Origin of the sequence: Vibrio sp. D401a (genome assembly GCF_030248515.1) — a bacterium.
Classification (GTDB): domain Bacteria; phylum Pseudomonadota; class Gammaproteobacteria; order Enterobacterales; family Vibrionaceae; genus Vibrio; species Vibrio rotiferianus.
The window spans coordinates 85,590-100,174 of sequence record NZ_JAHGAI010000019.1 but is presented as its reverse complement, the minus strand read 5'-3'; the positions used below and the strand labels follow the sequence as shown (position 1 = coordinate 100,174).

The 14,585-nt window shown below is 45.1% G+C and carries 15 protein-coding genes; 4 read left to right on the top strand and 11 right to left on the bottom strand.

What is annotated here, in order from left to right:
• Positions 1-6: 6 nt before the first annotated feature.
• Both KIV41_RS09330 and KIV41_RS09325 read left to right on the top strand, forming a co-directional pair.
• Positions 7-438, top strand: a complete 432-nt coding sequence (locus tag KIV41_RS09330; RefSeq protein ID WP_285336146.1) for a DUF2000 domain-containing protein — start codon at positions 7-9, stop codon at positions 436-438.
• A 340-nt stretch (positions 439-778) separates the two neighbouring features.
• Entirely contained in the window at positions 779-2,515 is a 1,737-nt protein-coding gene (locus KIV41_RS09325) for an ABC-F family ATP-binding cassette domain-containing protein (protein WP_285336145.1), read from the top strand.
• Between the two features lie 45 nt (positions 2,516-2,560).
• Here KIV41_RS09325 and KIV41_RS09320 read toward each other — a convergent pair whose 3' ends face one another.
• Positions 2,561-3,445, bottom strand: a complete 885-nt coding sequence (locus tag KIV41_RS09320) for a glutathione S-transferase C-terminal domain-containing protein (RefSeq protein ID WP_285336144.1) — start codon at positions 3,443-3,445, stop codon at positions 2,561-2,563.
• A 63-nt stretch (positions 3,446-3,508) separates the two neighbouring features.
• Positions 3,509-4,048: an NADPH-dependent FMN reductase gene (locus tag KIV41_RS09315; RefSeq protein WP_285336143.1), complete on the bottom strand. Its 540-nt coding sequence runs from the start codon at positions 4,046-4,048 to the stop codon at positions 3,509-3,511.
• 149 nt (positions 4,049-4,197) lie between these two features.
• On the opposite strand from KIV41_RS09315, the gene KIV41_RS09310 reads away from it, so the two are divergent.
• Positions 4,198-5,148, top strand: a complete 951-nt coding sequence (locus KIV41_RS09310) for a LysR family transcriptional regulator (protein WP_285336142.1) — start codon at positions 4,198-4,200, stop codon at positions 5,146-5,148.
• Between the two features lie 116 nt (positions 5,149-5,264).
• Here KIV41_RS09310 and KIV41_RS09305 read toward each other — a convergent pair whose 3' ends face one another.
• From KIV41_RS09305 to KIV41_RS09270, 8 genes are all read right to left on the bottom strand, one after another.
• Entirely contained in the window at positions 5,265-5,696 is a 432-nt protein-coding gene (locus tag KIV41_RS09305; protein ID WP_005436283.1) for a VF530 family DNA-binding protein, read from the bottom strand.
• A gap of 165 nt (positions 5,697-5,861) precedes the next feature.
• Positions 5,862-7,466 (bottom strand): ABC-F family ATPase, encoded by a 1,605-nt coding sequence (locus KIV41_RS09300; protein WP_078609968.1) that lies wholly within the window; start codon positions 7,464-7,466, stop codon positions 5,862-5,864.
• Between the two features lie 203 nt (positions 7,467-7,669).
• Positions 7,670-8,089 (bottom strand): VOC family protein, encoded by a 420-nt coding sequence (locus KIV41_RS09295; protein WP_045385414.1) that lies wholly within the window; start codon positions 8,087-8,089, stop codon positions 7,670-7,672.
• A 4-nt stretch (positions 8,090-8,093) separates the two neighbouring features.
• Positions 8,094-8,894, bottom strand: a complete 801-nt coding sequence (locus KIV41_RS09290) for a PhzF family phenazine biosynthesis protein (protein WP_285336141.1) — start codon at positions 8,892-8,894, stop codon at positions 8,094-8,096.
• A 238-nt stretch (positions 8,895-9,132) separates the two neighbouring features.
• Positions 9,133-9,627, bottom strand: coding sequence for a GNAT family N-acetyltransferase (locus KIV41_RS09285; protein ID WP_285336140.1), 495 nt, complete (start codon positions 9,625-9,627; stop codon positions 9,133-9,135).
• Positions 9,628-9,638: 11 nt separating this feature from the next.
• Entirely contained in the window at positions 9,639-9,968 is a 330-nt protein-coding gene (locus KIV41_RS09280; protein WP_045385409.1) for a hypothetical protein, read from the bottom strand.
• A gap of 142 nt (positions 9,969-10,110) precedes the next feature.
• Positions 10,111-10,659: a nuclear transport factor 2 family protein gene (locus tag KIV41_RS09275; RefSeq protein ID WP_045385408.1), complete on the bottom strand. Its 549-nt coding sequence runs from the start codon at positions 10,657-10,659 to the stop codon at positions 10,111-10,113.
• A gap of 11 nt (positions 10,660-10,670) precedes the next feature.
• The gene (locus KIV41_RS09270; protein ID WP_285336139.1) at positions 10,671-11,645 is read right to left on the bottom strand and encodes an alpha/beta hydrolase; all 975 of its coding nucleotides are present in this window, start codon (positions 11,643-11,645) and stop codon (positions 10,671-10,673) included.
• A 191-nt stretch (positions 11,646-11,836) separates the two neighbouring features.
• Between KIV41_RS09270 and KIV41_RS09265 the strand changes: the two genes are divergently transcribed.
• Positions 11,837-12,742 (top strand): helix-turn-helix transcriptional regulator, encoded by a 906-nt coding sequence (locus KIV41_RS09265; RefSeq protein WP_285336138.1) that lies wholly within the window; start codon positions 11,837-11,839, stop codon positions 12,740-12,742.
• Between the two features lie 225 nt (positions 12,743-12,967).
• Here the strand turns inward: KIV41_RS09265 and KIV41_RS09260 are convergent, their stop codons facing one another.
• Positions 12,968-14,518, bottom strand: a complete 1,551-nt coding sequence (locus KIV41_RS09260; protein ID WP_285336137.1) for a PAS domain-containing methyl-accepting chemotaxis protein — start codon at positions 14,516-14,518, stop codon at positions 12,968-12,970.
• Positions 14,519-14,585: the final 67 nt, after the last annotated feature.

Genomic DNA, 14,585 nt, shown 5'->3' with positions numbered 1-14,585 from the left:
TCCTCCATGAATCAACTTCCCGACGAAAACCAAAAACGATTTGTTGCCGTAATCAGTAAAAAAGTCGAAGTGGGACGCGCCGTTAACGTATTAGGACACTTGAGTGTAAGCCTTGCGAATCAACTTTCTGATGGCGACGCAGTCTATACCGACTATTACGACCTCGACGGCAATGTTCATCCAAATATCTCGCACTATCCGTTTATCGTCTTGAGAACGGACAACTCCAACAAAATCAGAAAGCTTCGCCAAGAAGCACTCGAGAAAGGCATCCCCTTCTCCGATTTTACTCACACCATGGTAGAGGGCGGCTCTGAAGTACAACAGCAAACCACCAAAAACACGCCGGAAGCTGAATTAGAATACTTGGGTATTTGCTTGTTCGGCGAGACTGAAACTCTTCGAGAATTGACCAAGAAGTTCAGCTTATATCGCTAAAAGCGTGTGATACCTTGGTGATCCTCTCATCATTTTTTCATCAAGCTATCTGTACATTGCCACTTTTAGGGTTAGAATCTAGCGCATCTATCAACCAAAAGTGGCAACACTTACAACGAAATTAAGGAGGAATTTATGTCTTTGTGGTGTTCAATCAACCCACGTTTTTATGGCATGAAGGACCGCTCAAGAGTTTCAGATTTCGCGCTGCGATAATCTCGACTTGAGCGAATAATTACCTTTCGACGAAAACACGTCACCCGAGTACTTTCCCTCAAGCTCGAAGAATTATTGTCAGCTATGACAACGGCGCCTTACGCCCAAAATTCTTGAGAACACTATGAGTACTTTTTTAACTGCACAATCACTAACCCTTTCTCACACAGCAACACCAATCTTCAAAGACCTGACGTTTACGATTCATCGTGGCGACAAAATTGGTCTTATCGGTCATAACGGCTGTGGTAAAAGCTCCCTACTCAAACTGCTTAGCGGTCAATTTGAACCAAGCCAAGGCACGGTTGCCAAAGCCAGTTCATGTTTGATGCGTTATGTTGAGCAGCATTTACCTGAATCATTAAGCACACATTCTGTCTTAGATGCGTTAGCGGAATCCTTATCCGATGATGAGATCTGGCGCGCCGAACTCTTATTGGATGAACTCGGATTTTCAAACACAGAACGACACATGCCGGTTGAGAATTGCAGCGGAGGTCAGCAAATGCGACTCCTGCTTGCTCGTGCGATTATCCATCAACCTGACTTACTGCTTCTGGATGAACCAAGCAACCACTTGGACTTGCCATCGCTCCTTTGGTTAGAGCAATTCCTATTAAACTGGAAAGGCTCATTCGTATTGGTATCTCACGATCAAACCTTACTCGATCGCGTCACCAACACCACTTGGGTCATGCGAGATCGCTCTCTGCATCATTTCTCTCTGCCTTGTTCTCAAGCAAGACAAGCATTGAAAGAGAAAGATGAAACCGATCAACTTCGCCATGCCAGCGAGCAGAAAGAGATCGACCGAATCGAAAAAAGCGCCAAGCGTTTAGCCACTTGGGGCAAAGTCTACGACAACGAAGATCTTGCTCGAAAAGCCAAGACGATGTTTGCGCGCAAAGAACGTTTAGAGGAAGAACAAACCGAACTGACAGAAGGCACACCGTGGGCGCTACAACTTCAAGGTGAGTCAATGCCAGCAAATCGACTGTTAGAGGTTTTGCCTTTCTCGGTAACGCCACCAAACAGTGATTATCACTTGTTTGATATGGCAGAAATGCGCGTCAAAAGTGGCGACCGAATTGCCGTTCTAGGCAGTAATGGTTGCGGCAAATCGACGTTGTTGAATCTGCTTTATCGTCAGTATGAAGCCATCCAAACCGACCAAGGCAACCAACATGAGAGTGTGACTTTCCACGATCGCTGTCGCTTGGGTTACTACGATCAATCTCTAAGGCAACTCGACGATCATCAATCCATCACAGATGCGTTGCAGTCGTTTGCCAGCATCAGCAGTGAACAGGCAAAACGTTCGCTAATTGGTGCAGGATTCGAGTACGCAAGACACGAACAGAAAGTCGTCAGTCTAAGTGGTGGGGAACGAGCAAGGCTGCTGTTTGTTGGCTTAACCCTCGCTCGCTATCACATGTTGTTTTTAGATGAACCGACCAACCATTTGGATATGGAAGGCAAAGAGGAGTTGATTGAAACTCTGCAAAACTTCGAAGGTGCCGCCCTATTGGTGAGTCACGACCGAAGCCTGATAGAACAAAGCTGTAATCGATTCTGGTTTATTGAAAATGGCTTACTGACGGAGTATTTAAGCGCGGAAGAAGTGTACCAACGCGTAACTGATACTGCTCCCAAATCAGCCATATCGCATCATTGCAATGAAGTAATGTCGATGGAAACAAACACCGCGTCTGATGAACAATCCGAAGAGCAAATGCTAGAAAGACTGTTGGAACTGGAAAGCTTACTGGAAGCCGATTTAGGGCGAAAACCCAAACATCAAAAACCAGCGATGCAAAAGCAATGGCAGCAAGAGATAGAGGAAATTACGGCGCAGCTATAAAAACAAAGCCGGAGGTAATCTCCGGCTTTCTTTATTAGATTCGAATTAGATCCACTCAATCTCAGGTCCTGCAGGCACAATCCCATTTGGGTTAATGTGCTTGTGCGAGAAGAAATAATGCAGCTTCATGTAATCAATATCGATGGTACTGCGAATGCGGTCATCAGCAACCAAATCCAGCATGTAACGATACAAGTTATGGTACGCCTTTAGGGGCTTTTTGTTGGCTTTAAAGTGAACTTCATACACAGCCTCGAAGCGCACTAATGTTGGCAGCAAGAACAAGTCTGATAGGGTAACGTCTTCACCATGCAAGTAGCGCGACTGCCCCAAACGCTTATCCAATTTCTCTAGCGCATCAAACAAGGTTTCACTCGCTTGGTCATATTGCGCTTGCGTGGTTGCAAAGCCGACTTGATATACCTTGCCATTCACATTGCTGTGAAGCCATCGATTTAGGCTTTCGATCTCTCCACGCAATGCGGCTGGTACCAACTCCACCGGATGTTTTGCCAAAGATAGCCAACGCGTAGCGAGGTCCATTGCCATTGCGGCTGAATCATTACCCACAATCGCATGGTTTTGCTTATCCCACAGTAAAGGGACGGTTACGCGTCCGGTGTAGTCGCTTTTCGCTTTTACATACAACTCCGCTAGATTATCCGCGCGGTATAGAGGATCAGGATGTGCGTCATCAAACTCCCAACCATTGCTATAACGCTTTGCAGCGACGGAAGAGACGGAAATAACTTCATCCAAACCAAGATACTTGATCACTAGGTAAGGGCGATGGGCAAATGGACAAGCCAACGACATGTACAAGTGATAGCGACCTGCTTCGATCTGACTTGGTAACGCGAATTGATCTTCTGCTGTCAGCTCACTTGCGTCTTTGTTTGGATACCAAACGCCTTGTTCTAATACCGCCATATCTTACCTACCTTTCTTGATTGGCTACCCTGATGAATTGCTACTTATGCGAGTATAGATAACTTAAAGAGACTTCTCGAAAGACGTCATTAGCTCGCTCAGTTCAGCTGAGGTCCCAGCATCAAATTTGCCATCTTGGAACTTGTCGTAGAAGCCGCCTAGGCTGTATGTGCCTTTTACATCGCCACCCCACCAAGGCATCAACTCAGCCATGGTTTTGATGTTAGTCGCACCGCCGTTTGCACCCGGAGATGTGCTAACCAGTAGAACCGGTTTCTTGGTGTCACCAAAGAAAGACGTACCTTGGGGTGCAACACGCGATAGCCAATCAATCGCATTTTTCAGGAATGCTGGCATTGAGCCGTTGTGCTCTGGTGATGCAATGATGATCGCATCGTATTCGTTTAACGTTGCACGCAGTTTGTGTGCGTTTTCTGGGATGCCCTGACCTTCAACGTCCAAGCCGTACATTGGCAATTCAAAGTCATTTAGGTCAATGGTGTTTACTTCTGTTTGTTTAGCTTGGTTTGCCAACGCTTGAACTAAAAGGCTGTGGATTGATTGGCTGTTGTTGCTACCAGTAAATGCGACGATCTTTTTCATAGTGGAATCCTAATTACGTTTGCCCCTACTTATGTCGGGCACTCAGTGAATGAGGTGATATTAATTAACTCCCACCAGTGAATAAACACTATAATAGTGGCTATATAGTTCACCATTAGTGAACAATAAAAACATGAGGAAACTAATGCGTGGATAAGATCAGAGCATTAACCGTATTTCGTCGAGTGGTGGAACTAGGTAGCTTCGTCGCGGCAGCAGAAGATTTAAACCTTTCAAAAGCCGCAATAAGTAAGAACATCAATGAATTAGAGAGCTATTTGAAAAGCCCTCTGATTAACCGTACTACCCGCAATTTACACATTACCGATAATGGTCAGCTCTATTATCAACAAGTGTGTCAGGTTCTCGATGCACTCAACAACGCAGACCGCTCAGTGATTGAGTCTTCCCACACATTAAAGGGCACACTCAAAATCAGCATGCCGATGTCATTAGGGTTGATTGAGCTAAACCCCATCATCTGTGAGTTTATGAAGCTGCATCCAGAACTGTCCATCGAAGTGGTGATGAGTGATGAACATATTGATTTGATTGAGCAAGGGGTCGATATTGCCATTCGTGGCGGAGGCGAATTGGGTAACTCTAGCCTACGCTCGCGCAAACTATTGGATATCCGCCGTGTACTTTGCGCTTCCCCTCAATACCTTGAAGAGTCGCAGCCGTTTCAATCTCCACGTGACGTTATAAACCATCGCTTACTTAGCTATAGCCTCTCTTCAACGTCTCGCCGTTGGACATTTCAAAATGGCAGTGAGGTATTGGAAGTTGATCTGCCTGCGAGTGTTTACACTGTCAACAGTGGTTTGGCGCTCACCCAAGCGACATGTGCCGGACATGGGGTTGCGTTGTTGCCAGACTTCTTTGTTGAGCCTCAATTAACTTCAGGTGAATTGGTTGAAATTACCCCTGAATGGCAGATGGAGAAGCATGCACTATATATCGTTTACCCCTACCACAAAGAGCAATCGCAAAAGTTACGTGCCTTTATTGATTATGTGGTGGAGAGCTTTCAAGCGCGATTCAGTCGTCAGTCAGATCCGCAGCAGATGTACTCTTCGATTATTAAGCTAGGGTCTTGATAGCAAGGTTTAGCTGAAGAAAAGATAATAAAAAAGCCAAACTGGGTAGTTTGGCTTTTCATCAAAATCATCCTGCTCTTAGACATCGAGCCTACAAGAACAAGAAAACTGAAAGTTTATCGACGGCGGTTATTAAAGCGAGCACGATCTGAGCGTTGCTTAGCTGAACGCTCTTTGTGCGCAGACGCAGCCTTAGCTTGTGAAGCCAGAATCGATTCAACCGTCAGCTCCATTGGCTCACGCGGCTCCAATCCATGACGGAAAGTACGTGCGCGTGGTGGCAGGTTGTACTCGTATTCAGATGCCTTTGGCATGCGCTTGTAGCGGTATAGGTAGAAGTTCTCTACACGCTCGCGAGCCCATTCTGTTTTCTTCAGGTACTTAACACTGCTTGCAATGCTTGGCTTGGTGTTGAAACAGTTCATACGCATTGCTGTGTCGAGGATTTCCCAACCGTAATGGTCAACAAGCTGCTGCAACATGTCTTCTAATTTAAGACCGTGCAGAGGGTTGTTCTTCTGCAGTTCAATACGTTCTTCGTCGGTCATAAATTCATGGCTCATGAACGGCTCCTTAATTGTGGGTGGCGAGCGTTGTACTCACCACCTTACCTCTATTAGGTTTAGATTAAATCACTATTGCGAATAATCTGTTGTTTTCTTCGTCTCAAAGACGATCTTTACGTCCAATTATTCACGATGATCGGCGCTTGGTTACGCAGCGCTAAGCACCTTTTGTTGGTGTGCCATGTACTCTTCAAATGTACCTTGGAAACTCACCAACTGTTTGTCTTTTACATCAATGATTGAAGTCGCCAATGACGATACAAACTCACGGTCATGACTAACAAAGATCAAAGTGCCCGTGTAGTCTTTTAATGCGCTGTTTAACGCTTCAATCGCTTCCATATCCATGTGGTTAGTTGGCTCATCCATTACCAAAACGTTGATGTCTTGCATCATTAGCTTACCAAACAGCAGGCGGTTCTTCTCACCACCCGAGCAGTTTTTCGCTTTTTTGTTGGCATCATCAGCGGTAAATAACAAACGGCCTAGAATGCCACGCACCATTAGGTCATTGTGCTTCACGGTACGCCACTGAGAGATCCACTCAAAGATGGTCAGATCATTATCGAAGTCCGCACTGCTGTCCTGTGGGCAGTAACCAATTGAAGCGTTTTCAGACCATTTTACTACGCCCTGAGTTTGCTCTAGTTCGTTCACTAAGCAACGCAGCAAGGTCGTTTTACCCACACCGTTTTCACCAATGATCGCAAGGCGAGTGCCTGCTTCAAGTAACAAGTTGCCTTTTTCAAACAACAGCTCATCACCAAACGAGTGACCAAGGTCTTGCAGTTCCAAGGCTAAACGATGCAGTTTTTTGCCCTCACCGAAATCAATCGATGGGCTAACACGACTACTTGCTTTCACTTCGTCGAGTTGGATTTTTTCCATCTTCTTCGCGCGAGAGCTGGCTTGTTTTGCTTTCGATGCATTCGCACCAAAACGGTTTACGAATTCTTGAAGTTCGTTGATTTCAGCGGTTTTCTTCGCGTTGGAAGCCAGTAACTGCTCACGACGAAGGCCAGATGCCTCAAGGAAGTATTCATAGTTACCAGGGTAAATGCGCAGTTCGCCGTAATCGATATCTGCCATGTGAGTACACACAGAGTTTAGGAAGTGACGGTCGTGCGAGATGATGATCATCGTACACTTACGTTGGTTCAACTCTTCCGCCAGCCAGTTGATGGTGTGAATATCCAAGTTGTTGGTTGGTTCGTCGAGCAGCAAAATATCTGGGTTAGCAAACAGAGCTTGCGCCAAAAGCACACGCAGTTTCCAGCCCGGAGCAACTTGCTGCATCAAACCAAAATGCAGCTCTTCTTCAATACCCGCTTGAAGCAAAATATCGCCAGCACGGCTTTCTGCTGTGTAGCCGTCCATTTCTGCGAATTCGCTTTCCAGCTCAGCGACTTTCATGCCGTCTTCTTCACTCATTTCTGGTAATGAATAGATACGGTCACGTTCCTGCTTCACTTCCCAAAGCTTGCGGTCGCCCATGATCACGGCATCAATCACGCTGTATTGCTCGAACGCAAACTGATCTTGGCTCAATACGCCCAGTTTCAGCCCCGGAGTAATAGAAACGTTGCCCGAGCTTGGCGCGAGTGCTCCGCTCAGGATTTTCATAAATGTCGACTTACCACAGCCGTTTGCGCCAATCAGACCATAACGGTTGCCGTTGCCAAATTTAGCAGAGATATTTTCGAACAGTGGCTCGGCACCAAATTGCATGGTGATATTGTTTGTACTAATGATAGCGGCGTCCTCGAAGGAAATTTCTTTTAAATAACAAGTTGTTAATTCACTTTCGAGATACGGTTAGAAAAGGGCATATTGAAAGTGGCCGCCATTCTATCTGATTCGTTCAATAGGTGATATAGATCACGCTAATGTTGCGAAGGATTTTTATCAAAAATAAAGCGCCCCGAAAGACGCTGTTAATATCAATTAGTATGAATCTATGAACGCGACGCCATTGGGTGGCTCGGGCTCATCTCTAACAAGTCCCACAGGTTGCCATAGAGATCTTCAAATACGGCGACTGTGCCGTAGTCTTGCTTCGCTGGCGGGCGAACAAACTTAATGCCCTGCTCTACCATTCGGTTGTAATCACGCCAGAAGTCATCGGTATTCAAAAATAGGAACACACGTCCACCAGTTTGGTTACCGATGAAGTCATGCTGCTCTGGCTTAGATGCTTTAGCTAGCAATAATGTCACACCATTAGAACCCGGTGGAGAAACCACAACCCAGCGTTTGTCTTGCTCTGGTTGGTAAGTATCTTCCACCAGCTCAAACTTCAGCTTATTCACATAAAAATCAATCGCTTCATCGTAATCTTTTACGACCAAAGCAATATGGATAATGGATTGTTTCATCGCCTTATACCTTTAGTTTTCCGCTGATTACCGTCTTTGCGGAGCCAATCAGTTTAATGCGTCCGTTTTCTAACAGCTCGGTTTGTAAATGTCCACCGCGGGCTGAGGCTTGATAAGCGCGGAACTGATTTTGACCGAGTTTTTGCGACCAAAACTGAGTCAGTGCGCAGTGGGCTGAGCCTGTGACAGGATCTTCATTCACGCCCACCCAGGGGGCGAAGTAGCGCGAGATAAAGTCGAGATCCGAAGAATTCGATTGAGCAGTTACCACCACGCCGCGCCCTTGAATGTTCTTTAATGCATCAAAGTTAGGCTCGAGATCCAGCACGGTTTGTTCACTGTCGACTTCAATAAAGCCTTTGCTGTCAAACTGAGCGTAAGAAACCACCTGCTCTGCTTTCAATCCAAGCGCCGCTAGCAATGTAGCATCTTGCTCAACATCCATTTCAAGCTGAGTCGAAGGAAAGTCGAGCTCAATTGTCGACTCGTTTACTTTTGCATGAAGCTCACCAGAGAGAGTTTGAAAGGCAATGGTATCGCCAACCTTCGCTAATCCTTGTTCTTTTAAGATTTGCGCTGTGGCTAATGTTCCATGACCACATAGCGCCACTTCGACTTTAGGTGTGAACCAACGCAGTCTCATGTCTTTCAAACAGAGAAAAGCGGTTTCTGATACCGCCATTTCTTCAGCGATAGAGAACATCAATGCCTCTGGTAACGGTTCTTGTGAGAGGCAGACTCCAGCAGGGTTTCCTTTAAAAGGTTCAGTGGTGAAAGAGTCCACTTGGTAGATATCGAGATCCATGATGCGCTTCCTAATACTGCTATTTTGGCAAGATGCTAAACAGCTTATCGGTTTCATGGTAAAGCGACAATGCATGCCCTGATTGTTCTTGTAGAGCAGGCCGAAAGCACTTTTAACCAGATTCATTTAATTCTTGTTGTCGCAGCTCCAAGAACCTCGAGGTTACTTAGCTATAGATACCGCGCTTTCTTTCAATCACTCCGTAATCCTTACGTTGTTAAGTAGGGACAACGAGGTATCACCCAGCTATGACTCGATAGCGGCGCACTTCGTATTGGTCTTGTTCTGAATAAAATGTATTGAGAAACTCGCCACCCGCCTTTTCGATCACGCGTCTTGATGCGGTATTGTTCACATCACAAGTCACGATAGCGCTGCCTTCAAGAACCTCGGCTTTCACCCAGTTCAACATGAATGTAGCGATGCCTTTGCCTTGAACATCTGGCGCAGTTTCGTAACCAATGTGCCCAATCACATTTTCAAGGTAGTCGTTATTACCATCACGAACCCGAATCGAACCAAGTATTACACCTTGCTCGATACAGAAGTATGTCAAAGACGGCGTCCAACCTTCCGGCAAACCTTCGCCTTTCGCGTATCCAATTCGTTTTTCCAGCAGCGCTTCACTGTCGCTTTGGGCGGCGACGTACATTTCCATTCCCACCTGAGCACACTTTTCAACATACTGCTTAAACGCCTCTAAATGACTGAGATTGGCTTTGACTATTTGCATGCTCGCTCTCCTCACCAGACATTCATTTTGAAATACAACAAGAAACAGCTGATAAAGATCAAGCCACACCATGAAAAAAAGCTTATCGCCTTCTGTTCAGTCGTTGCTTCCTCAGGATCTGGGTGCAAAATGCCATAAAGGCAGGCAATGGGGAGCAACTCGTAAGTTTTGCCAATGTATTGATGCCCCATTTCGAGAAATGGTGGAACGTACAAATACACCACAGCGTAAGTAATAAAATAAAGTATGCCGAGGATCCGGTTTAAGCCAATGACTTGCCCTTCTCGATAAAACCAAATTAACGCCGCTACCCCTGCAAATATTGCGATGAGTAAAAACATCCGTTCTTCTACCCTTCTTTTTGAAACTGCCTCCTACCCTATTGAAACCACTCAATTAATCAAATGGTTATGTTGCCAAACACGATAAAGCTCAAACAGAAAAGGCACCAATTGGTGCCTTTGTGACGCTCTGACGCGTTTATTAGTATGTCACTTTCAGTGCTTCGCGCGCTTTTAGGTTTTGCGCCGCATGCTTGGGCGCTTCTGCCAGGATATCTCGGCTGCCTTGCTCTGCTTTTCGATTCAGTTTCACTGAGGTGATTTGCCAGTTATCGCCTGCTCGTTGCAACCCAAACTCGTATTCACCCGACACTGCCCAGAAACCCTCTGCACCGAGCCAATGACTTGCAGTGAAATCCACCGTCGCGCTCGCCGTATCACCATCAATAGAGACGTTCAAATTGCTCAAGTCATGGAATGTCGCATCAAACCCAGGTAGGAACCCCGCCCACTGCTGCATTAAGTCTTGGCGTTTGACTTGCTGAGCTTCACCACCAAACAGCGTGGTGTAATCCACCGTCAATACTGGAGCGAACAATCGACCTAAGTATTCAAATGCACCTTGGTCTGCCAAAGCTGAGAAGCTGTTAATGTTGCTACGAATTTTCGCTTCGTCCAAAGACATGGTTTGAGCATTCACATTCATGGCAATCACTCCGATAAACATCAACCACAGTTGTTTAAGTTTCATCATACGATTCCTTATAGGTTCGCTTCGAAGTGCTCTACAACTTCATCGACAGCCAGTTTTACCGCTTCTGGTTGGTCGTAGAAATCGAATTGATTGATGTCGTATAACCATACTGCGTTAACGTTGCTACCGGCATTCTCGATGTAACAATGCGCACCAGCAGGCAGAGCCATGGCTTCAGATGCCACCATTAGCACTGGTTTATCTTGTGTTGCTGCACTTGCTTGAGCATCGTAGTTCAACCAACCACTCCATGATGCAACGTTGTATTGGTTGTCATATTCAGGAATCAAACCGCGGTCAGTCTCTGTGTAGTAAGGCGCTTGGAACATCAGTGCGTTCTCATTGGTTGTGCTTGCCGCTTCGATGTAAACGGGAGTCGCTGAATGTGCTGCCTCTTCCGCTGCTGCGAGTAAGTTTTTAGCGCTTTCTTCGCCACCATAAATTTCAGTCGCCATCGCTTTATCGTGCAGCCAAGGAGCAACCACTGCCGCGGCTTTTACTTTGTCATTACCGGCAACCGCATCTAGCATGTAGCCCGCCGATGCACAGATACCCAAACCACCGATGCGTGATGCATCAACGCCATCGAGTTGGCTCATCGCTTCAATCACTGCGCGAATATCTGCAGTTTTACGTGCAGGATCTTCTAAGTACATCACTTGGTCTTTGCTTTCACCCCAACCACGGAAATCAAACGTCAATGCAGCATAACCTCGCTCTGCCAATGCTTGAGCATACACCGCTGGCATCTGCTCTTTCACCGTTGTCCACGCACCCGTCACGATAACAACTGGGGCATTTTTCGCACCTTTTGGTAGGTAAAGGTTTGCAGCTAGTTGACCAACTTGAGTATTGAGTTCGATGTGTTTCATGGTGGTGTCCTCTAAAGCTAGGTTCGTGTTGTTGTCATTTGCAGAAACTGAGTGAGCAAAGGTGGTGAACGGCAAACTACCTAATAGTAGTAAAAGCGATTTCTTAAACATGGCATCCTCTCTGTCTTATATTTTGCCTGAGCTGTCCGGCTAACTTGGGTATAGATTAGCGCTGCACCGCGAGAGAAGATTGAACATTCCTGCCCAAATTTTTGTACTTTATTGCCCCCTCAATGAGTTGACGAAATGTGCAAAACTCGGCTAATTTCAGCTAGCAAGTGGAAGAGAACAAAGGAAAGAAAATGAAGTCCGAGCTTAAGTTTTATGACTCTGAATCTAATGCGCTATCAAGCTGTGGCGACGTGCTGGATATTGAGTTTTCAAACCATGGATTAGATTGGTCGGGCGTATTGGTAGAAAAAGGCACGTCCCCTTATTTCTACCCGAAGAATGTCTACACCCCTTACTTCTACTTTGCATTGGCACTAGAAAAAGATTTGAACTGGAGCGTCGAAAAGGATGGCACGTTCGCCGATCTGAAAACCAGCCCGGGCAACATTTGGATTAATCCACCTAAAACCCCGTTTACCCATGATGTGGCAGAGCCTTGTTACTTCGTGATTTTGGCGATTGAAGAACAAGAGTTTTTCTCACACTGCCCGCTAAATTTAGAGGGAATTGAGCTGCAATTTTTGAACAACTACAACGTGTTGGATGAGACCATCAAAGGCATCATTGAGCTGTTTATGTTGGAAGCGAAAGCCAAAGGGCGAAATGGCAAAATCTACCTCAGTAACTTGGTTTCACTGCTGGCAACTCACTACATTCAAAACTACTCCAACTACTTTGACCTTAAGAACAACCAGATTGCAGCCTCTAAGTTCGACCAACACCAAGTCGATAAGATTGACCAATACATCGAAGAAAACATCGGCAACAACATCGCGGTTGATGACCTCGCAGACTTGCTTGGGTGTAGTAAGTTTTACTTCCTGAGGGAATTCAAAAAGCTCATCGGCGTTACGCCTTATCAGTACCTGATGAACAAGCGTTTGGAGCAAGCACGAGTGGCACTCTCTTCTAGCTCAGTCAATATCGCTTTAACGGCGCACGAGCTTGGCTTTAATGACCAATCCCATTTTACTAGAGCGTTCAAAAACCATTTCGGCATGACACCGGGACAATTCGTCAAACAACAAGAAAGCTAATCTTAAGACTCGCTAATTTTCTTCCATTACAAATGGTGCAGTCGATCTTGCGGTAGAATGCGCCACGAACATATGGGTAAATAGACGCACGCCAAAACGCAAAAGGCACCGATCGGTGCCTTTTTGTCTGAATCAATCCAACATTTTTATCATTGCGCATGTTTATAAAACCAACAAACTCCAGATAATTGATCCCCTCACTACTTTTAGCCTTTGCTACTATAGTTAAGCGAACTTTTGAATCATTTCTGCCAAGTCCTCTGTACTTTTTCTTACTGTTTCATTCATTTTGTTTGTTTCTGTCATTAACTCATAAGACTCATTGTACTTAAGGTTTATGGTTTGAATATTTTCATTAATTTCATCAGTTACATATACTTGCTCTTCAATTGCAACTGCTATTTGTTGATTGCGTTCAACCACATCCTGCACAAGGTCTTCAAGCTGTTGAATACAATCTAAAGACGAATTTAGCAAAGATACTGTACCCGTTGATTTCTCGTTCCCTTTCTTGAGCGCGAGTACTGCTGATTGACTACCTTGCTGAATATTCTCTATTACTGCCTTTATTGACGTCGTCGACTCTTGAGTCCGTTTAGCCAATGTTCTTACTTCATCAGCAACAACAGCAAAACCTCGACCTTGCTCACCCGCTCTGGCTGCTTCTATAGCGGCATTCAATGCTAATAGGTTGGTTTGTTCAGCAATATCACTGATTACTTCCACAACTGAACCTACTTGTTCTGTTTGGTTGTTTAAACGCGTGACCACCTCAGATATTTGTCCTAGCTCATCCACGAGATCAAGAACTGAAAGGTTAACTCCATCAATCACAGTGCGGCTTTCTGTCATTGTGTGCTGGGCTTTTAATGTCGTATCTGCCGTCGCTTGAGCATTCACCGATATTTCAGATGAAGATGCTTGCATTTCATTCACAGCGACCGATACGGAATCAATTTGGACTTTCTGTGCGCTGAGATTTTCAGTAACGCTTTCGCTGTTGACTGCAGCTTTATCCGCGTTTTGCTGAGTCGAGTCACATGAATCTTTGACTGAAATACTAATTCTTCCGAGCAAAGCATTTGCGTATTGCTTTCTCATTTTCATTGCTAGCTCAATCTCTGCTATATCATTAATTTTATTGCAATAAATGTACTCCATTAGAGGATTATCAAAATCCTTTCTTGATTGTTTTGCTAGCTTTTCTAATGATCGTGTCAAAACATAAATCGCTAAGATTGACAACAAAGAAACCGCCATGAAAGCCACCCAAGAGGGCTGACCTAACGTTTCGAGCGTCATACCTAAAGCACTAGATACTAAAATAAAAAACGCGGCTCTCATCCAAAGGCGCGTTCTTGGAAAATACATTTGAATTGGTTTAGAACCTGCATTTAGCTTTGAGTACGCCTTTTCTGCTCTTTTTACATATGCCCGTTCTGGTTTAAATCTAACAGATTGATATTCTACTGTTTTTCCGTTGCTCTTTACTGGGGAGGCAAACGCATCCACCCAATAATACCCGCCATTCTTTCTCTTGTTTTTAACCATCCCCATCCAGTGTTTGCCACTTTTCAGGTGCAACCATAAATCTTTAAAAGCCTGTTTTGGCATATCGGGATGCCGAACAACATTATGAGGTTGACCAATTAACTCGCCATCATCAAAGCCCGCGACTTCATTGAAGTTAGCGCTCGCATACTTGATGTAACTAGACGGGTCGGTAATAGAAATTAAGTTATAGTTAGAAGGATAGTCATATTCCATTTCTCTCATATTCATTCCCCATAAAAATGCATTTCCAAATATTCATTAGATTGCATAATTAATGGTAGAGTATAGT